At 63.8% G+C, this 19,637-nt stretch carries 15 protein-coding genes and 1 riboswitch; of the genes, 13 read left to right on the top strand and 2 right to left on the bottom strand.

Annotated elements, in window-relative coordinates; translation table 11 throughout:
• Positions 1–2 precede the first annotated feature (2 nt).
• On the bottom strand, positions 3–1,430 hold the full coding sequence (gene ahcY, locus G7045_RS01455; protein WP_166156287.1) for an adenosylhomocysteinase: 1,428 nt from the start codon (positions 1,428–1,430) through the stop codon (positions 3–5).
• Between the two features lie 76 nt (positions 1,431–1,506).
• A riboswitch (S-adenosyl-L-homocysteine riboswitch) is annotated at positions 1,507–1,589 on the bottom strand.
• A 106-nt stretch (positions 1,590–1,695) separates the two neighbouring features.
• Between ahcY and G7045_RS01450 the strand changes: the two genes are divergently transcribed.
• The 8 genes from G7045_RS01450 to G7045_RS01415 all read left to right on the top strand — a co-directional run bounded on the left by G7045_RS01450 (position 1,696) and on the right by G7045_RS01415 (position 11,162).
• The gene (locus G7045_RS01450; protein WP_166156285.1) at positions 1,696–3,321 is read left to right on the top strand and encodes a peptide chain release factor 3; all 1,626 of its coding nucleotides are present in this window, start codon (positions 1,696–1,698) and stop codon (positions 3,319–3,321) included.
• Between the two features lie 8 nt (positions 3,322–3,329).
• Positions 3,330–5,297: a hypothetical protein gene (locus G7045_RS01445; RefSeq protein ID WP_166156283.1), complete on the top strand. Its 1,968-nt coding sequence runs from the start codon at positions 3,330–3,332 to the stop codon at positions 5,295–5,297.
• A 94-nt stretch (positions 5,298–5,391) separates the two neighbouring features.
• Positions 5,392–5,739 (top strand): EamA family transporter, encoded by a 348-nt coding sequence (locus tag G7045_RS01440; protein WP_166156280.1) that lies wholly within the window; start codon positions 5,392–5,394, stop codon positions 5,737–5,739.
• Positions 5,740–5,755: 16 nt separating this feature from the next.
• Positions 5,756–6,727, top strand: a complete 972-nt coding sequence (locus tag G7045_RS01435) for a glycosyltransferase family 2 protein (protein WP_166160314.1) — start codon at positions 5,756–5,758, stop codon at positions 6,725–6,727.
• The gene (locus G7045_RS01430; RefSeq protein ID WP_166156278.1) at positions 6,724–8,574 is read left to right on the top strand and encodes a hypothetical protein; all 1,851 of its coding nucleotides are present in this window, start codon (positions 6,724–6,726) and stop codon (positions 8,572–8,574) included. Before G7045_RS01435 ends, G7045_RS01430 begins: the two co-directional genes overlap by 4 nt.
• Positions 8,574–9,416, top strand: a complete 843-nt coding sequence (locus G7045_RS01425) for an HAD-IIB family hydrolase (RefSeq protein ID WP_166160313.1) — start codon at positions 8,574–8,576, stop codon at positions 9,414–9,416. The genes G7045_RS01430 and G7045_RS01425 overlap by 1 nt, the downstream gene beginning before the upstream one ends.
• Before the next feature lie 29 nt (positions 9,417–9,445).
• Positions 9,446–10,093 carry a c-type cytochrome gene (locus G7045_RS01420; protein WP_166156275.1) on the top strand — a complete coding sequence of 216 codons (648 nt, stop codon included), beginning with the start codon at positions 9,446–9,448 and terminating at the stop codon, positions 10,091–10,093.
• A gap of 52 nt (positions 10,094–10,145) precedes the next feature.
• Complete coding sequence (locus G7045_RS01415) at positions 10,146–11,162, top strand: ornithine cyclodeaminase (protein WP_166156272.1); 1,017 nt, start codon at positions 10,146–10,148, stop codon at positions 11,160–11,162.
• Positions 11,163–11,171: 9 nt separating this feature from the next.
• On the opposite strand, the gene G7045_RS01410 is transcribed toward G7045_RS01415, so the two are convergent.
• Positions 11,172–11,621, bottom strand: a complete 450-nt coding sequence (locus tag G7045_RS01410) for a universal stress protein (RefSeq protein ID WP_166156269.1) — start codon at positions 11,619–11,621, stop codon at positions 11,172–11,174.
• A gap of 83 nt (positions 11,622–11,704) precedes the next feature.
• Between G7045_RS01410 and tgt the strand changes: the two genes are divergently transcribed.
• The 5 genes from tgt to G7045_RS01385 are packed head-to-tail and all read left to right on the top strand — an operon-like array spanning position 11,705 to position 19,629.
• Positions 11,705–12,877, top strand: coding sequence for a tRNA guanosine(34) transglycosylase Tgt (gene tgt, locus G7045_RS01405; RefSeq protein WP_166156266.1), 1,173 nt, complete (start codon positions 11,705–11,707; stop codon positions 12,875–12,877).
• Positions 12,878–12,885: 8 nt separating this feature from the next.
• Positions 12,886–13,665 (top strand): glycosyltransferase family 2 protein, encoded by a 780-nt coding sequence (locus tag G7045_RS01400; RefSeq protein ID WP_166156263.1) that lies wholly within the window; start codon positions 12,886–12,888, stop codon positions 13,663–13,665.
• Entirely contained in the window at positions 13,662–14,765 is a 1,104-nt protein-coding gene (locus tag G7045_RS01395; protein ID WP_166156261.1) for a glycosyltransferase, read from the top strand. The genes G7045_RS01400 and G7045_RS01395 overlap by 4 nt, the downstream gene beginning before the upstream one ends.
• 31 nt (positions 14,766–14,796) lie before the next feature.
• Positions 14,797–15,678, top strand: a complete 882-nt coding sequence (argB, locus tag G7045_RS01390; RefSeq protein ID WP_166156258.1) for an acetylglutamate kinase — start codon at positions 14,797–14,799, stop codon at positions 15,676–15,678.
• A gap of 60 nt (positions 15,679–15,738) precedes the next feature.
• Positions 15,739–19,629 (top strand): methyltransferase domain-containing protein, encoded by a 3,891-nt coding sequence (locus G7045_RS01385; protein WP_240919250.1) that lies wholly within the window; start codon positions 15,739–15,741, stop codon positions 19,627–19,629.
• Positions 19,630–19,637: the final 8 nt, after the last annotated feature.

Genomic DNA, 19,637 nt, shown 5'->3' with positions numbered 1-19,637 from the left:
CCTCAATAGCGGTAGGTATCGGGCTTGTACGGCCCGCTCTTGCCCACGCCGATGTAGGCGGCCTGGGCGTCGGTCAGCTCGGTGAGCTGGGCGCCGACCTTCTTCAGGTGCAGGCGCGCCACCTTCTCGTCGAGCACCTTGGGCAACACGTAGACCTTGCCCACCTGGTAGGCGTCGGGGCGCGTGTACAGCTCGATCTGCGCCAGCGTCTGGTTGGCAAACGAGTTGCTCATCACGAAGCTGGGGTGGCCGGTGGCGCAGCCCAGGTTCACCAGGCGGCCCTTGGCCAGCAAGATGATGCGGCGGCCAGACGGGAAGATGACGTGATCGACCTGGGGCTTGATCTCTTCCCACTGGCAGTGTTCTTCGAGCTTGGCCACCTGGATTTCGTTGTCGAAGTGGCCGATGTTGCAGACGATGGCCTCGTTCTTCATGGCCGCCATGTGCTCAAACGTAATCACGTCGCGGTTGCCGGTCGTCGTCACGAAGATGTCGCACTTGTCTGCGGCGTATTCCATGGTCACCACGCGGTAGCCTTCCATGGCCGCCTGCAGGGCGTTGATGGGGTCGATCTCGGTCACCCAGACCTGGGCCGAGAGCGCGCGCAGGGCTTGGGCCGAGCCCTTGCCGACGTCGCCATAGCCCGCCACGCAGGCGACCTTGCCGGCGATCATGACGTCGGTGGCGCGCTTGATGCCGTCCACCAACGACTCGCGGCAGCCGTAGAGGTTGTCGAACTTGCTCTTGGTGACCGAGTCGTTGACGTTGATGGCGCGGAACTTCAGCTCGCCCTTGGCCGACATCTCGTTCAAGCGGTGCACGCCGGTGGTGGTTTCTTCCGTCACGCCCATGATCTGCGCGCTCTTGCGGCTGTACCAGGTGGGGTCTTGTGCCAATTTGGCCTTGATCGCGGCGAAGACGATTTTTTCTTCCTCGCTGCCCGGATTCGCCAGCACCGACAGGTCCTTCTCGGCGCGCTGGCCCAGGTGCATGAGCATGGTGGCGTCGCCGCCGTCGTCCAGGATCATGTTCGGGCCTTCGGCAGCGTCGCCCTTGGGGCCGAATTCAAAAATGGCGTGGGTGTAGTCCCAGTAGTCTTTGAGCGATTCGCCCTTGATGGCGAACACCGGCACGCCCGTGGCGGCGATGGCGGCAGCGGCGTGGTCCTGCGTGGAGAAGATGTTGCACGAAGCCCAGCGCACATCGGCGCCCAGGGCTTTGAGCGTCTCGATCAGCACTGCGGTCTGGATCGTCATGTGCAGGCTGCCGGTGATGCGCGCGCCCTTCAGGGGCTGCTGCGCCGCGAACTCCTCGCGCACCGCCATCAGGCCGGGCATCTCGGTTTCAGCGATCTTGATTTCCTTGCGGCCCCAGGCGGCCAGGGTGATGTCGGCAATGGCCGAGTCGTGGGCTTTGAATGCTGCGCTCATGGTGGCGTCCTCATGAAGAAGAATGAAAAAAGCCACGCGCCTGGGGGAGAGTTCACGGTTCACCGCACAGGACAGGCGTGGGTGAGCGTCGTTGCGAATGCAAGTCTCCCGAGCCTCACGCCCCGCTGTGCTGGGGACGCTGCAACGCTCCTCGGGAGGAGCCGGCAATTATACCGAGAGGGCCCTACCGGTAAAATCGCGCACCTTCACCCTCAAAAAGCCGCGCCCCACCCGGCCGTGCGCGCCCACCCAAATTCTTGCCACTGTGTCCCACGCCCCCGAAACCCGCCGCCGCCGCACCTTCGCCATCATTTCCCACCCCGACGCGGGTAAAACCACGCTGACGGAAAAGCTGCTGCTGTTCTCGGGCGCGATCCAGATCGCCGGCGCCGTCAAGGGCCGCAAGGCCAGCCGCCACGCCACCAGCGACTGGATGGAGATCGAGAAGCAGCGCGGCATCTCGGTGGCGTCGAGCGTGATGCAGATGAGCTACCGCGAGCACGTCATCAACCTGCTGGACACGCCCGGCCACAAGGACTTCTCCGAAGACACCTACCGCGTGCTCACCGCCGTCGATTCCGCCCTGATGGTGATCGACGCCGCCAACGGCGTGGAAGCGCAGACGCGCCGCCTGATCGAGGTTTGCCGCCAGCGCGACACGCCCATCATCACCTTCGTCAACAAGATGGACCGCGAGGTGCGCGACCCGCTGGACATCCTCGACGAGGTGGAACGCGAGCTGGGTATGCCCTGCTGCCCCATCACCTGGCCGGTAGGCCAGGGCAAGAGCTTCGGCGGCATCATCGACCTGCGCACGCAGAGCATGACGGTGTTCCAGCCCGGCAGTGAAAAACGCCCGGAGGATTTCGAGGCCATCCCTTTGAGCGAGGTGGACAAGCTGCGCGCGCGCTTTGGCCAGGCGTTCGACGACGCCATCGAGAGCATGGAGCTGGCCGTGGGCGCCTCCATCGCCTGGGACCACCAGGAGTTCCTGGCCGCGCGCCTCACCCCCGTGTTCTTCGGCTCGGGCGTGAACAATTTTGGTGTGCAGGAGGTGCTCAACGCCGTGGTCGATATGTCGCCGCCACCGGGCGCGCGCATCGCCTACCGCGAGGTGAACCGCGAGCGCGAGCAGGTCACCATCCACCCCGAGGACAAGGGCTTTACCGGCGTGGTCTTCAAGGTGCAGGCCAACATGGATGCCAACCACCGCGACCGCATCGCCTTCGTGCGCGTGGCCAGCGGCAAATACACCCCGGGTATGAAGATGAAGGTGCAGCGCACCGGCAAGGAGCTGCGCCCCACCAGCGTCGTCACCTTCATGAGCCAGCGGCGCGAGGCCGTCGATGAAGCCTACGCCGGCGACATCATCGGCTTCACCATCCACGGCGGCGTGCAGCTGGGCGACAGCATCACCGACGGCCCGGCGCTGCAGTTCACCGGCCTGCCCTTCTTCGCCCCCGAGCTGTTCATGACCGTGGTGCTGAAGAACCCGCTGCGCTCCAAGCAGCTGCAGCAGGGCCTGATGGAGCTGGGCGAGGAAGGCGCCATCCAGGTCTTCAAGCCCGATGCCGGCGGCAATATGCTGCTGGGCGCCGTCGGCCAACTGCAGTTTGAGGTGGTGCAGCACCGCCTGAAAACCGAGTACGACTGCGACGTGCGCCTGGAGAGCTGCCAGTACACCGGCGCGCGCTGGATCACCGCCGACACACCGGCCGAGCTGCGCGAATTCGAGGCCGCCTACCCGCTACGCCTGGCGCACGACGCGGCCAACACCCTGGCCTACCTGTGTACCAGCCCGTACGACGTGCGGCTGGCGCAGGAGCGGTTTCCGAAGATTCACTTCCATCCGCTGCGCGAACATGCGGGGCTGGCGCTGCAGGGGATGTGAAGCCATCTATGGCTCAGCGCCCGCAGGAGCAACTGCGACTTTTATTTTCAACCGTCTGGCTGGCCTGGATGCTAACGACAGCCATGCGGCAGGTCATCCGCTACTTCCCGCCGCCGGGAGCGGAACTCAATGGCGATGCCTATTGGACGTACCTGCCCAGCGCACGCCTTTTCCTGTCCGACCCTTGGTCGTTCATGACTGCCGATGCGTCAAGCATCCACGTCGCGCCGCTAGGCTACATCTGGCCAGCCATTTGGGGAGCCAACCCTGTCATCACACAAGTGGCCAACAGCGCCCTTTACCTGCTGGCCGTCCCCTTAATGTGGCAGCTAGCCTCCCGCCTGGGCGGTTTGATTGCAGGCATGGTGGCCACGGGTCTGCTGGTTCACTTTCCCGAACTGGCAAGCTACATCCCCCAGGTGCTGACCGAACCACCCTACATGTTCGGGCTATTGCTGTTCTTGACAGGACTGACGGAATATGTACTGACCGATCATCGGTGCCTGTGCTGGCTGGCCCTGGCGGCCACAGGGCTGGCCGCAACGCTGCTCGTAAGGCCCGTGCTCCAGTTGTATGCCATCCTGACATTCGTCGGCCTGCTGGGCCTGCTCATGGTGCGTCACATCAAGCCGTACCGGCTTGCTGGCTGGGATCGGGTTGTCAATCGACACGCCGTGCTTGCCCTGGCTCTAGCCCTGTTGCCGCCAGCATTGACCGTGGTGAAAAACGGGGTGTACTTTAACCACTGGGGTATCAGCACTGGCGCTGGTTCTGGCCTGCTCTATGGCATAAGCCCATTCAAGATGGGGCTGGAGCCGGTATTTAGCGGCTTTGAATACGACGCAGGCATCGTCACCCAAGAGGCCGACCCGACTACCGCAGGCCATCCGCTACGCGCCCGTTCCGACCATATTCAGTCCCGCGCAGCGCTCAGCATCGTCCAGTCCACCTCGCTGCAGGACAACGTGGCGTTCTTCTGGTTCAAATTCAAAGCCTGGATGTTCTACGGCCCTGAAGACACTTTCATGCGCCCCAAGCTGCGGCAGTTCCGCGTATTTGAATGGCTGAGCATCTTGGGTGCCGCTGCCTGCCTTGCCTGGCGACGATGGTCTGCCCAACAACATCAGCACCTGAACGCAGCATTGCCCAACGAAGACGGCGGCGCAGCGCGACGCCTGGGCATGAGCGCCTTCATCCTGCTGCTCGCATTGGGTATGGCCGGGCAACTGCTGCCGGTGCTCTACAACATCCGCTACAACATATTTTTGATGGATTGGCTGCTGATGCCGCTTGCCGCTGTCGGCATCGCCATCATGGCTCGACTGATCTGCACCCGCATTCAGCGCCCCGGCCTGCGCCACATGCTGCAAGCCCTGGCCGCTATAACCCTGGTCGGCGTACTCATGGCCGCGACAGGAGCGCTCAGCCGTTCGGCTGCCAGAAACATGTCCTGGTCCATGGATCCGGCGCGCCCCGGCCCCACCGAGTTGGTGCTGGGCCGCGACGCCGTAGGCGCACCGAGCATGTCGAATGCCCGGATGGCGGCGGAAGACACCTGGGTGCTCACCGCCACCCCCGGCACGCTATCCATTCCACTGACCGTGAATCAGTCACTGAATTTCATAGATGGCATCTGGCGGCTCAAGCTCACCGTCGCCGCACCCAAATCCAGCCACCAATGCATGGCTGTCAACATCTCCCTGGAACAGCCTGCACCAGAAACCAGTTGGTATGTGCCCCGCCCCATTCTTCATATAAATCTGGACGGCAAACCGCACATGTACGCCATCCGGGGCAACGGCGCGCTGCGCCCTGCCGCATCAGGCAATCTGAACCTTGTGTTCCACTGCCCGGCAGGTACGTTAGTGCAGTGGCATGGCGCGCAATTGCTGCGCTCAAGCATGCCAGAGGCCACGCACGCCTTGATCACAAATGGCCGCCCCATCAACCCCTACAGGGCAGATGACATTCGGTGAAACACCCCATACCAAAAATCTACACACCTATTCCCCACGCTCATGCTGCACCATCAGACCCGAGCCTGACGCTAAGCCGTCTTACCCATCCCACATGCCCCTAATCCTCACTCTCCAAACCCTGGCCTGTGTTATTTGCATTTCCATCGGCCAACTCCTGTTCAAAAAAGCCGCCGCCGCCCTACCCGAAACACTTTCCCTCATGGCGCTGGTGACCAACGGCTGGCTGATCGCCTCGCTGGCCCTGTACGGCTTCACAACCCTTGGCTGGGTCTGGGTGCTGCGCCACGCGCCACTGCACCTGGCCTACCCCTTCATGGGGCTGGCCTTCCTGATCGTGCCCACACTGGCCTGGGCATTCCTGGGCGAACCCCTGCACTGGCGCACGTTGGCGGGCGGCGTACTGATCATGGCCGGCGTGGCGCTGGCCTCCACGAGTTGAGGATTCGAACCTGATGATGCGTATTGCCGTCGCCATCCCCTGCTACAAAGTCACCCAGCATGTGCTGTGGGTGATTTCCGCCATCGGCCCCGAGGTGGAGACCATCTACGCCGTGGACGATGCCTGCCCAGACGGCAGTGGCCGCTTCATCGAGGAACACAACCGCGACCCGCGCGTGCGTGTGCTCTACAACCCGGAGAACCGCGGCGTCGGCGGCGCCATCGTCACAGCCTACAAGGCGGCGGTCGAGGACGGCATGGACATCGTCGTCAAGATCGACGGCGATGGGCAGATGGATCCCGCCTTGCTGCCCCTGTTCGTGCGTCCGCTGCTGCAAGGCAGGGCGGACTACACCAAGGGCAACCGCTTCTTCCGCCCCGAATCGGTCCAGGGCATGCCGCCCGTACGGCTCTTCGGGAACGCAGTGCTGTCCTTCCTGACCAAGCTCAGCTGCGGCTACTGGAACGTGATGGATCCAACCAATGGCTACACCGCGGTGCGCACCTGCGTGCTGGCAGAACTGCCGCTGGACAAGCTGGAGCGCCGCTATTTCTTCGAGAGCGACATGCTGTTCCGCCTGAACACGCTGCGCGCCGTGGTCAGGGACGTGCCCATGGATTCGGTCTATGCCGACGAGGAATCCAACCTGAAGGTCGGCAAGGTGCTGCCCGAATTCTTGCGCAAGCATTGCTCGCGGCTATGGCGCAGGTATGTCTACAACTACCTGGTGCGCGACTTCAACGTGGGCTCGCTCTACAGCATCTGCGGCGTGCTGCTGGTGATCGCGGGCACTGCGTTTGGCGTTGCCCGCTGGCTGGACAGTTCACTGACCCACAGCCCGGCCACCAGCGGCACCGTGATGCTGGCCGCCTTGCCGGTTCTGGTCGGCATCCAGTTCCTCATTGCCTTTCTGCACTACGACGTGAGCAACGTGCCCACGGAGCCGCTAAGTCTGTCGCTGCAAACGCAGGAGCAAGACGCCCAATGACCCTCCAGCCTTCCGCTATCCCCGCAGCATTGTTCGCCGCCCTCCTGGCGGTAGCGCCCGCATGGGCACAGCCACCCCAGCAACCAGCCCACCAGCCATTCATCATCGCCCCCACCATCGAGGGCATGTATCTCTGCGATGAGGCTACGAAAAATGCACGCATCACTGACATCCACGCAGCGGAGTCGTTCTGTCGTTCGCATAAACGCAACGGGGCAGCTGCCGTCATGCGCCTACTCGATACCCTGGAGCCCGGCGGCCCCAAGGGGCGAACGCAGGTGGGCTTCACCCTGACGCTGCAACTGCTGGGCCTCTACCAAAAAGCACCTAATGGCAGTTGGCACATCGACGCAAACCGGATTGATGCAGCCCTACAGCTCGTCCGCGACATTAAGCGTCCGGTGGTGATCTATCTGGCCGCAGATCATTTCGACACCGTCGGACCGTTGTCAAAAACCTTGGCACAAGACCCGCAAAATCTGATGCAGTTGCGCGATGGCACAGTGCCACAGCTGGGCTACTTCGGCTACCCCATCCTGCCTTACACCCTGTCCACTGACCCAACAATACCCGTCAACAAATACCGATTCGAGGCACTAGAGCTGGTTGCCAAACGCATTGCATCACTACCTACTGCAGTGCAGCGACGCATCGTCGCCATCAACCTCCTGGGCGAACTGCACCAGATGTTCCCCGACTTCGAAAACGGCATGGGCATGGCCGTCACGATGCGCACGACCGACTACAGCCCGCAGTCAGTCGCCGGTTTTAGACAGTGGCTGCAGGCCAAGTACCAAACGACGGATGAGCTGCACCAGCGTACCGGATTACGTTACGGCAGCTTTGGTGATGTTCCCGCACCCTCCAAGGACATCCGCACCGAGACACTACAGAGCTTTGGAGAGCATTACGACACCTATGCCGCTGGCACCCTGCCGCTGGGCGGCTGGCTCTGGGATCCCGACAACGCCATCCAGCGGCTGGAGCTGTATGTCGATGGCAAGCCGTCGGACACCATCGGCCGCTACCTGAACCGACTGGACGTCTATCGTGCCCTGGCCGAGGTCACATCGCCCAACACGGGCTACCGCATCGACTACGACTACACCGGCCTGCGCCCCGGCAGGCATATTGCGCAGGTTATTGCCCACTCGCAGCAGGGCCGCTCCCTGCTGGCTGAGCGCGAATTCGTGGTCGTTCCGCGCGACCAGTCGCGTACCAGCTCGCGCACACCGACGGGGCTGAAGAACCTGAACTCAACTGAAAAAATACTGCCCGGCATCCGTACGTACATGGACATGCCCAAGCCCCTGCAGGACGTCTACTACAACCCGCTAGCGCGCGACTGGAATGCCTACCGCGCAGCTCAGGTCTATGCCTTCCTGGATGGGTTTTACGAGCGCGCCGTGAAAGCAGGGCTACCGGCAGACAAGCTGTACTCACATCAGATCGTCCCCAATGTGAATTCATCCTGGAACCATCAGCTATTTGCTGTCGACACCACCCTGCAAGGCAATACCCGATGGAAACAAGGATTGAACATGTATGGCGGAGCCACCAACAGCCCATGGATGAATTCCTTCATCGCCCAGCGCAAAATTACCGGCTATGGTGTGCCTGAGTTCAACCCACAGCAATGGAAACGTGAAGGCGTGCATCTTGCCGCCATGCAGACCCACATGAATGCCGGCGCACGTTTCATTGCCCCATACTATTTTTCCGTAGTGCCGCAGCGCTTTAAGGCCAATGTAGAGCAAGACGTAAATCGCATGGAACTGGCACCGGACAACCCAAAAGACGGATCCGACAAGTTTTACCGAGCCATCATCGAGTTGGCGAAACAATGATGCAAGCCCTCAGCCAGTGGCCCGAAAACACCCGCACACCGATACAAGGCGTGCTCACCGACATCGACGACACCCTGACCACCGACGGCGCCATCACGCCCGATGCGCTGCAGGCATTAGCCGATTTAAAGGCCGCCGGCCTGCACGTCATCCCCATTACCGGCCGCCCGGTGGGTTGGAGTGCGCCCTTTGCCACGAGCTGGCCGGTGGACGCCATCGTGGCCGAGAACGGGGCCTGCGCGCTGCTGCCACAAAATTCAAGCCAAAATGGGCTGCAAGGCGCACCAGACAAGCGCGAGCAGCTATCAAAAATATACCAACAGGATGCCGCCACGCGCGCCGCGCAGTACACGCGGATGCAGCAGGTGCTGGCCACCATCGAGGCCCAGGTGCCGGGCGCGCACCGCGCCACGGATTCACCCGGGCGCGAGTGCGACATCGCCATCGACCACAGCGAATTCACCCAGCTGCCGCAAGCTGCCATCGACGCCTGCGTGCACATCATGCGCGCCGCCGGCATGAACGCCACCGTCAGCAGCATCCACATCAACGGCTGGTTCGGCGCGCACGACAAATGGGTGGGTGCCGAGTGGCTCGTGCGCGAGCTGCTCGGGCGTGACCTGGCGGCCGAGATCGAGCGCTGGGTGTACATCGGCGACTCGACCAACGACCAGAAGATGTTCGAGCGCTTCCCGCACAGCGTGGGCGTGGCCAACATTGCACGCTTTGTGCCGCAACTGGCCCATCTGCCGCGCTACGTCACGCCGAGCGCGCGCGGCGCCGGGTTTGCCGAGCTGGCCCAGGCTCTACTCGAAGCCAGAACCCACCGCAGCCAGGACTAGAATCCCCTTTTTTTCAAAAGGGTTTCACCATGGTCCAGCGGATACGAGGGGTTTTGGCGGCGGCATTGATGGCGGTGGCGGTGTGGCAGCCGGCCGCAGCAGCAGGCCCCAAACCCGACCTGGACACCCGCTTCAAAGAGGCCATGAGCAACCCGCAGCTGGCTGACCAGCTGTACAAAACCGGGCGCAAGGTGGCCGCCGTGTGCGCCAACTGCCATGGCGAGGGCGGCAACAGCACCAAATCGAGCGTGCCCAATCTGGCCGGGCAGAACCCCGCCTACCTGATGGAGCAGATCCGCCAGTTCAGCGATGGCCGGCGCCGCTACGAGTTCATGGAAGGCATGATCCGCGCCATGAACAACGACGAAAAAATCGGCATGGTCTTGTTCTACGCAGCGCAGGAAGTGGTCCACAAGCCCAGCAGCAACAAACCCCTGGCCGACCGGGGCGCAGACATCTTCAACAAGAACTGCTTTCGCTGCCACGGCAACGCCGGGCGCGGCAGCGACCAGGTGGCGCGCATCGCCGGCCAGCAAGACGAATACCTGCGCACCACTTTGCAGCGCTACCGCGCCGGCACCAACGTGCGCGTGAACTCCATCATGACGCCCAACGTCAAGCTGCTGAGCGACCAGGACATCGAAGCCCTGGTGGCCTACGTGTCTTCCATGCCATAAAGCGCGCCCCGGGGCCACAATGGCCGCAGGATGGACTTCCGCCCCTGCCGCCATGACCCGCCTGCTCGACCTCCCCACCCTCGCCCAACTCGTTCGCAACGTTGGCCCAGCCGACTTCCTGCGCCAGCTGGCGGCGCAGATCGAGGCAGATTTTCAGCGCTGGCCGGCGTTCGAGAAAAACGCCCGCCTGGCGCACCACTGCGCCCAGGGCGTGATCGAGCTGATGCCGATCTCCGACGGCGCCCGCTACAGCTTCAAATTCGTCAACGGCCACCCCGGCAACCCGGCGCAGGGCCTGCCCACGGTGATGGCCTTTGGCGTGCTCGCCGACATGGCCACCGGCACGCCGCTGCTGCTGGCCGAGGCCACCTTGCTCACCGCCCTGCGCACCGCCGCCACCTCGGCCCTGGCGGCACGGGTTCTGGCGCGCCCGGACAGCCGCTGCATGGCCCTGATCGGCAACGGCGCCCAGGGCGAATTCCAGGCCCTGGCGTTTCACACCCTGCTGGGCATCACGCAGCTGCGCCTGTACGACCCGGACCCGCAGGCCAGCGCCAAGCTGCAGCGCAACCTGGCAGCGCTGGGGCTGCCAGTGCACATCACCCTCGCGGCCAGCATTGACGAGGCCATCGCGGGCGCCGACATCATCACCACCGCCACGGCGGCCAAGGCGCACGCGGCCCTGTTCGGCACCGCCCAGCTCACGCCCGGCCAGCACCTGAACGCCATTGGCGGCGACTGCCCCGGCAAGACCGAGCTGCCGCCCGAGGTGCTGCGGGCGGCGCGCATCTTCGTCGAATACGCGCCGCAAACGCGCATCGAGGGCGAAATCCAGCAGCTACCCGCCGAGCACCCAGTGACCGAACTCTGGCAGGTGCTCTCGGGCCAGGCACCAGGGCGCCAGAGTGCGGCCGACATCACGCTGTTCGATTCGGTGGGCTTTGCCCTGGAAGACCACGCCGCCCTGTGCCTGGTGCAGCGCCTGGCCCAGGAATGGCAGCTGGGCCACGACATCGCCCTGGTGCCCAGCGCGGGCGGGCCCAAGGACTTGTTCCGCGCCCTGCGCTGACCTGGGTGCTCAGCCTAAATCCTCGGGCTCCGGGTGCTTGACCACGGTCACCGGCACCGGGCTGTGCTGAATCAGCGCCTGCGACACCGAGCCCAGCAGCGTGCCGCGCAGGCCGCCCAGGCCGCGCGCGCCGATGATGAGGGCATCGCAGCCGCAGCGCTCGGCCATATCGACCAGGGTGGCAGCGACGCTGCCCAGGCCGATTTCGGTTTCGTAGCCCACGCCTGCGGCCTCCACCAGCGCAATGGCGGAGGCGAGCAGATCCTGCGCCGCCTCGACACTGGCCGCTGCCATGGTGTCGGCGCCGTGTGTCGCCAGCTCCAGCAGCGAAGCTTCCTCTTGCACATGGCCGAGCACCAGCGTAGCCTGCAGGCCGCCCCGGCGCAGCAGCATGGTGGCGTGGCGCACGGCGTCCAGCGCCAACTCGGAACCATCGACGGCAACCAAAATTCTCAGCATCGCTCTATCCTCCTGTGGTCATCAAAGTGTCTGAAAACCAGTGTAGGCCAGGGCCGGCCACAGTCTGGGAAAATCACGCCCCTATGTTGCAATTCGACCTGCTCGCCACCGACCCCAGCAGCCACGCGCGCCGTGGCCGCCTCACGCTCAACCACGGCGTGGTGCAAACCCCCATTTTCATGCCCGTGGGCACCTACGGCACCGTCAAGGGCGTGATGCCGCAAAGCCTGACCGACATGGGGGCGCAAATCATCCTCGGCAACACCTTCCACCTATGGATGCGCCCCGGCCTGGATGTGATGCAGAGCTTTGGCGGCCTGCACGGCTTTGAAAAATGGGACAAGCCCATCCTCACCGATTCGGGCGGCTTTCAGGTCTGGAGCCTGGGCGCCATGCGCAAGATCACCGAAGAGGGCGTGCACTTTGCCTCACCCGTGAACGGCGACAAGCTCTTCATGTCACCCGAGGTGAGTATGCAGATCCAGACGATTTTGAATTCCGACATCGTCATGCAGCTCGACGAATGCACGCCGTATGAAACCAACGGCCACCTGACGACCGAAGCCGAGGCGCGCAAAAGCATGGAAATGAGCCGGCGCTGGGCCGCGCGGTCCAAGGCCGAATTCGAGCGCCTGGCAAATCCGAACGCGCTCTTTGGCATTGTGCAAGGCGGCATGTTCGAGCACCTGCGCCAGGAGTCGCTCGAAGCCCTGGTGGCGATGGACTTTCCCGGCTACGCCGTGGGCGGCGTCTCCGTGGGCGAGCCCAAGGAGCAGATGCTGCAGATCATGGCGCACACGCCGCACCGCCTACCCAAGCACAAGCCGCGCTACCTCATGGGCGTGGGCACGCCCGAAGACCTGGTCGAAGGCGTGGCCTGCGGCGTGGACATGTTCGACTGCGTCATGCCCACCCGCAACGCGCGCAACGGCACCGTTTTCACGCGCTACGGCGACCTCAAAATCCGCAACGCCCGCCACAAGACCGACCACCAGCCCCTGGACAGCAGCTGCACCTGCTACGCCTGCGCCGGCAAGGACGGCGTGGCCTGGGACGACGGCGGGCGCGGCGGCTTTAGCCGCGCCTACCTGCACCACCTCGAACGCTGCGGCGAGATGCTCGGGCCCATGCTCACCACCATCCACAACCTGCATTACTACCTGAATTTGATGCAGGAAGTGCGCGATGCACTCGACGCCGGGCGCTTTGCCGCCTTCCGGGCGCAGTTCAAGACCGAGCGCGCACGCGGGGTGTGAGCACAGCCATGCACGCTACGGATTTACGCCCGACGCTGGCCGTCTCCATCGTCAGCCACGGCCACGGCCCCCTGGTGCAGGAACTGCTCCTGGGCCTGGCCCAATACAGCGGCGCCGGCATTGCACGCGTCATCCTGACACTCAACATCCCTGAGCCACCGCCGCAAGCGCCCACAGGCGGCTGGCCGTTTGTGCTCGAACTGCGCCACAACACCCACCCCCTGGGCTTTGGCCCGAACCACAACCGGGCGCTGGCGGGCGCCACCGAGCCCTTCGTCTGCATTCTGAACCCCGACGTCAAGCTGCACGCCACCGATCCGTTCCCCGCCCTGATGCAAACGGCCGCCCAAACCAGCGTCGGCTGTGCCTACCCACTGCAGCTCGATGCCCAAGGCCGGCACCAGGATAGCGAACGCAGCCTGCCCAGCCCCTGGCAGGTACTGCGGCGCAGGCTGCGCTGCCACCCGGCGCCACCGGCCACGGTGGAGTGGGTCAACGGCGCCTGCCTGGTACTGCGGCGCAGCGTCTGGCAGGCCCTGGGCGGGTTCGATGAGGGCTACTTCATGTACGGCGAGGACGTCGATCTGTGCCTGCGCCTGCGCCTGCAGGGACTGCAGCTGGCACGTGCGCCAGCGCACATCGAGCACACCGGCCAACGCGCCAGCCGCCGCGCCTGGCGCCCTTTCTGGTGGCATGTGCGCAGCCTGATGCGACTGTGGCGCTCGCCCGTGTATAAAGCCGCCCAGCAACTGCGCCACGCCCCCGAGAAAACGACCACCGCTTCATGATCTGGCTTTCACTCATCGCCTTTTTGACCGCTGCGCTTGTAGCAGGGGCCATCATCCGGTTTGCACGCCATCACGCACGGCAGTACGGGCACGATATGCCCCAGCGTTTTCACCACGGCCACGTACCCCGGCTCGGCGGGCTCGCCATCGTGTTCGGCATGGGTTTGAGCTGGCTGCTGGGCATCGCCTCCACCCTGTGGGACGATCCCGCCTCGCTGCGCATGGGGGAGTGGGCGGTTTTTTGGTTCATCGCCCTGCTGCCCAGCGCCTGCGGCGGTATCGCCGAAGACATCACGCAGCGCCTGTCTGTGCGTTACCGCCTGCTCCTCACCGCGCTCAGCGGCCTGCTCGCCGTGCTGCTGCTGCAGCTGCGCGTGACAGAACTCGACATTCCCTGGATCGACCAATACCTGCTGCAGCCCCTGCCCTGGCTCGGCATCGGCATTGCCCTGCTGGCCGTGGCGGGCCTGCCCCACGCCTTCAACATCATCGATGGCTACAACGGCCTCGCCGGCATGGTGGCCCTCATCATCTGCCTGGCCCTGGCCCACGTCGCCCTGCAGGTGGGCGACCGCACCCTGGCAGCCCTGCTGCTCAGTACCGCCGCTGCCACCGGCGGCTTCCTGCTCTGGAATTATCCCAAAGGCCTGCTGTTCGCCGGCGACGGCGGCGCCTACATCTGGGGTACGGTGATCGCCATGGCCTGCCTGTACCTGGTGCAGCGCAACGCCGGCATCTCGCCCTGGTTCCCCGTCCTGCTGCTGATCTATCCGATTTGGGAAACCTGTTTTTCCGCCTACCGCAAGCTGGCGCGCGGCATCTCCCCCGGCGTTGCCGACGCACTGCACTTCCATCAGCTGATCTACCGCCGCATCGTGCGCCGCACCTTCGACGAAGACATCGCACGGCGTATGCTCAAGCGCAACAACCGCACCTCGCCCTACCTCTGGGCCTTTGCCCTATTCACCGTCGTACCCGCCGTCATTTTTCGCGGCAACACCGTGGTCTTGATTGCCCTGACGCTGCTGTTCATCGTCTGCTACGTGCTGGCCTACCTGGCCATCATTCGTTTTAAAGTACCCGGTTGGTTCCAGCCTTGAAACACCGCCCACCCATCCTGCGAGTCTGCCCATGAACACCATCGCCCCCCAAGACCACGCCGCCATCCTGGCCCAGGCCCTGCCCTACCTCCAGCAGTACCAGGGTAAAACCATGGTCATCAAGTACGGCGGCAACGCCATGACCGAGCCGGCCTTGCAGCGCGCCTTTGCGCACGACATCGTGCTGCTGCAGGTGCTGGGCATTCGCCCGGTGGTGGTGCACGGCGGCGGCCCGCAGATTGAAAACGCCCTGCAGCGCCTGGGGAAAAAAGGCCAGTTCATCCAGGGAATGCGCGTGACCGACGCCGAAACCATGGGCGTGGTGCAATGGGTGCTGGCCGGCGAGGTGCAACAAGAAATCGTCGGCCTCATCCACCAGGCTGGCGGCAAGGCCGTGGGCCTGAGTGGCCGCGACGGCGCCCTCATCCAGGCACAAAAACTACGGCTGCGCGACCTCCAGGATCCGAACATCGAACACGACGTCGGCCAGGTTGGCGACATCGTCGCCATCAACCCCGGCGTGATCCAGACGCTGCAACAAAGCGGCTTCATCCCCGTCATCAGCCCCATCGGCTTCGGCACTGACAATGAAAGCTACAACATCAACGCCGACGTCGTCGCCAGCCAACTGGCAACCACGCTGCAGGCCGAAAAACTCCTGCTTCTGACCAACATTCCGGGCGTGCTCGACAAGCAAGGCCAGTTGCTGACGCAGCTGACCCCAGCCCACATCGACGCCCTGGTGGCCGACGGCACCATCTCAGGCGGCATGTTGCCCAAGCTCGCCGGCGCCATGGACGCCGCCAAGGCCGGGGTAAAAACCGTGCACATCGTCGATGGCCGCGTGCCGCACGCGATGCTGCTGACGATTCTGACGGCGCAGGCTTGCGGGACGATGATCCAAGCGCAGTAAGGAAATGCAGCCCGCCAGATAGAGCGCGTACATCATCCCTGCATTGGGGATAATTCAGGGATGACGCAGAACAATGACGAGTTGCATGTTTATTCCCGCACCATCGATGCCCACGACCGCACTTCGCTGACGGTGCTGGCGCAGCTGATCCCCCCGGCAGCCCAGGTGCTTGACCTGGGCTGCGGCAGCGGCGCCCTGGGCGAGTATCTGGCACGCACCCGCAATTGCACCAGTGACGGCTTGACCTGGAGCGAAGCCGAAGCGGCACAGGCACGCCCACACTACCGCCAGATGATCGTCGCCGACCTGGAAACCGCCGACCTGCTGCAACTGTTCCCTCGCAAAAGCTACACAGCCATCGTCTGCGCCGATGTGCTGGAGCACCTGAGCCATCCCGAACGCATACTCCAAGCCTGCCGCGAGCTGCTCGCGCCCGATGGCCAACTGTTCTTTTCCGTCCCCAACGCCGGCTATAGCGGCTTACTGGCGGAACTTCTTTTGGGCGAATTCGAATACCGTAACGAAGGTATTCTTGACCGCACCCACCTGCGCTTTTTCACCCGCCGCTCCCTCAGCCGTTTTTTAGGCAGCCAGCGCTGGAAAATCACCCAAATCGACACCATCGAGCGCACCCTGCCGGAATCGGAATTTCGCGTCGCATTCGACAGCCTGCCGCCAGCCATGGCACGGCACCTGCTTGCGAGTCCCGATGCGCTCACCTACCAATTCATCGGCTGCGCCCAGCCAGCAGCACAGGTAGAGCCGCCCCTGGCCGACGCCCCCCCCTGGCCTGGCACCGCACATTTCACCGCTCAGCTGTACCTCGGCCAGGCTGATGGCTTCGACGAAGAGCGCAAACTCACCTGCACCGGCACCATCGGCCAAGCGCGACAAATCCTGCGCTTTGAACTACCACCAGGCCCCACCACCCAACTCCGGCTCGATCCAGCGGATCGCCCGGGGTTCCTACACCTGCATCGCCTGACCTTGCGCACCGCAGGTGGCGACATCTGCTGGCACTGGCAAGCCAGCGATGGCCCCTCTGCCCTGTGGTCTCCAGCCCCTCCCAGCCAGATCGTTGCGCAGGCCCTCTTGCCCAGCGTAAGTGACGCACTGCTGCTTCTGCTCACCGGTGACGACCCCTGGTTTATCCTCGCAGCCCCCCCCGCCCAAGTGGCAAGCAGCACCCACCTGGAGGTAGAGCTTGGCTGGCCGATGTCAGCCGATTACGCCATATTGTCTAGCACCGTCAAGCCACTACAAGACCGCATCCTGACTCTAGAGAGCTCCCAGGCTGATACACACGAGCGGCTCGCCAACACCCAGGCACAACTACAACACGCCAATACATCACTTGGTGCGGCTCTTTCTGCTGCCCAAGCCCAAAACCAGGAGCTCCGCCAGCACCGCCACACCCTCACCCAGGCCCATACCCGCCTGCAAACGGAATACCAGCAACTGGCGCAGCACCTGCAAAACCTCGAAAACTCCACCATCTTTCGGGCCACGCGCCCACTGGTACACGCCAAGATGCGCCTCGACCGCCTACTGGGCCGCAGCCCCGCCCCGGCCCCATCGGCTCCACCGGCCACGCCCCTGCCCTGCCCCCCACACCCGGTGGACATCATCGTGCCGGTCTATCGCAGCCTGAGCGATACCCGCCTGTGCATAGACTCCGTCCTGGCGGCACCCACACGTACGCCGTATCGCCTCATCGTCATCAACGATTGCAGCCCGGAACCCGAAGTCACCGCCTGGCTGCGCGAACGCGCAGCGCAAGACCAGCGCATCACCCTGCTGGAAAACACCGAAAACCTGGGCTTTGTCGGCACCGTCAACCGGGGGATGGCACTGTCTGGCGACAACGACGTTTTATTGCTCAACAGCGACACCGAAGTCGCCAACGACTGGCTCGACCGCATCCGTGCCGCCGCCTACGGCGACCAGCGCATCGCCAGCGTCACCCCCCTCTCGACCAACGCCACCATTTGCAGCTACCCACGCTTTTGCCAGGACAATCCCCTGCCCCCCGGTTACGACACGGCGCACCTCGATGCCTTGTGCGCCCACACCAACCCCGGCGTGGTGGTGGATGTGCCCACCGGCGTAGGCTTTTGCATGTACATCCGCCGCGACAGTCTGCTCGAAGTGGGTCTGTTCGACACGGAAAATTTCGGCAAAGGCTACGGCGAGGAAAACGACTTCTGCCAACGCGCTGCCAGCAAAGGCTGGCGCAACCTGCACTTGCTCGACACCTTTGTGCTGCACACCGGGGGCGTGAGCTTTGGCGACAGTAAAAGCCCACGCGAGCAAGCCGCCATGGCTACACTGGCACGCCTGCACCCACGCTACGCACACCAAGTCCACCAATTCGTACAAGCCGATCCGGCCCGCCCCTACCGCCTGCGGCTGGACATGGCACGCCTGCAAACAAGTGGCCTGCCCACCATTCTTGCCGTGCTGCACAACCGCGCAGGTGGCACGCTGCGCCACGTACGGGAACTGGCGCAGCACCTGGCGGCACAGGCACAATTTCTCACGCTCACGCCAGCGCCTAACGCCAGCGTGCTGCTGCGCATGACCGCTGCAAACGAAGGCTTTGAGCTCACCTTCCGCCTGGCAGACCAGTTCGACGACCTGCTGCACATACTGCGCACCCTGGGCATCTGCCACGTGCACTACCACCACCTGCTCGGCCACGGTACCGAAGTACGTGAACTCGCCGCACTGCTAGGCGTACCCTACGACTTCACGGCACACGACTATTACAGCTACTGCACCCACATCAGCCTCACAGGCAACAGCGGCCACCTGGTGACCGAACCCGCCCCAGGCCAATGCGGCTGCTGCCCCCCCAGCATGACAGAGCCGCTTTTTGGCACCGTCGCCCAATGGCGCGGCGCCAACGCCGAACTACTGAATGGCGCACGCCACGTATTCGCCCCCAGCCACGACTGCGCCCGGCGCATTGCCGCCTTTGCGCCAGCAGCCAAGGTATTGACCGCTCCGCACACCGACATCACCCCCGACACACAGCTGCCCGAACCCCAGCCAGCCCCCCTCCAAGGTGCACGCCCCCTCAAAATCGTCGTCATTGGCGCGCTCAGCGTCATCAAGGGCGCCGATGTCCTCGAAGCCGTGGCCCTCGAAGCCGCCAAGCGCAACACCCCTCTGGAGCTGCACCTGCTGGGCTACTGCTACCGCCACCTGCAAACCCAGCCCCGCGCACGCCTGACGGTGCACGGCGAATACCAGGATGAAGACCTGCCCGGCCTGCTGCAGTGGCTACAACCCGATGCGGTGTGGTTCCCCGCCCAGTGGCCCGAAACCTATAGCTACACCCTGAGCGCAGTACTGCAGGCCGGCTTGCCTGTGGTGGTGCCCGATATCGGCGCCTTTGCCGAACGCGTTACAGGACGCCCCTGGAGTTGGGTCTGCCCCTGGAGCGGAGCGCCTACGACATGGATTGATTTCTTTAACCACATCCGCAGCCAGCACTTTTGCACTGGCAACGCACCAAAGCAGCCACTCGCCCCCCCCAGCTTTAAAGCAGCAGATGGCTGGAGCTACCTTCATCACTACCTTGCAGGATTCCCACAACACCACCCCAGTACCGACATGCTGCCCGATGCACAGCGCCTATCCCTGCACATCGCGCCCCCCTCCTCTGCAAGCCCGCACGGTAGGTGCCTTGAGCTACTTACGAGGAATGCCTGTACTGAGCCATGCTGCCCAAGCCATTCCCACGCACTGGCAGCGCAAGGTAAAGAATTGGCTACTCAAGTAGCTAGGAACCCTGGGCAGTTTCGCATACACTCGCACCCCAGCGACGAAGGAGTCGAGGTTGAGTGCGCCTTAGGTTGGCATGTTGTATTTCTTCAACAGCCCCTTCCCCTTATGCATCCATACAACCTCTCTCCTAGAGTGCTGTGCTACGATTTATCAGCGTAATCGATCTT

The sequence above is a fragment of the Acidovorax sp. HDW3 genome, from assembly GCF_011303755.1.
Lineage (GTDB): Bacteria > Pseudomonadota > Gammaproteobacteria > Burkholderiales > Burkholderiaceae_C > Paenacidovorax.
Note: the sequence above shows the minus strand (reverse complement) of the source record. Positions and strands in the feature narration are given on the sequence as shown.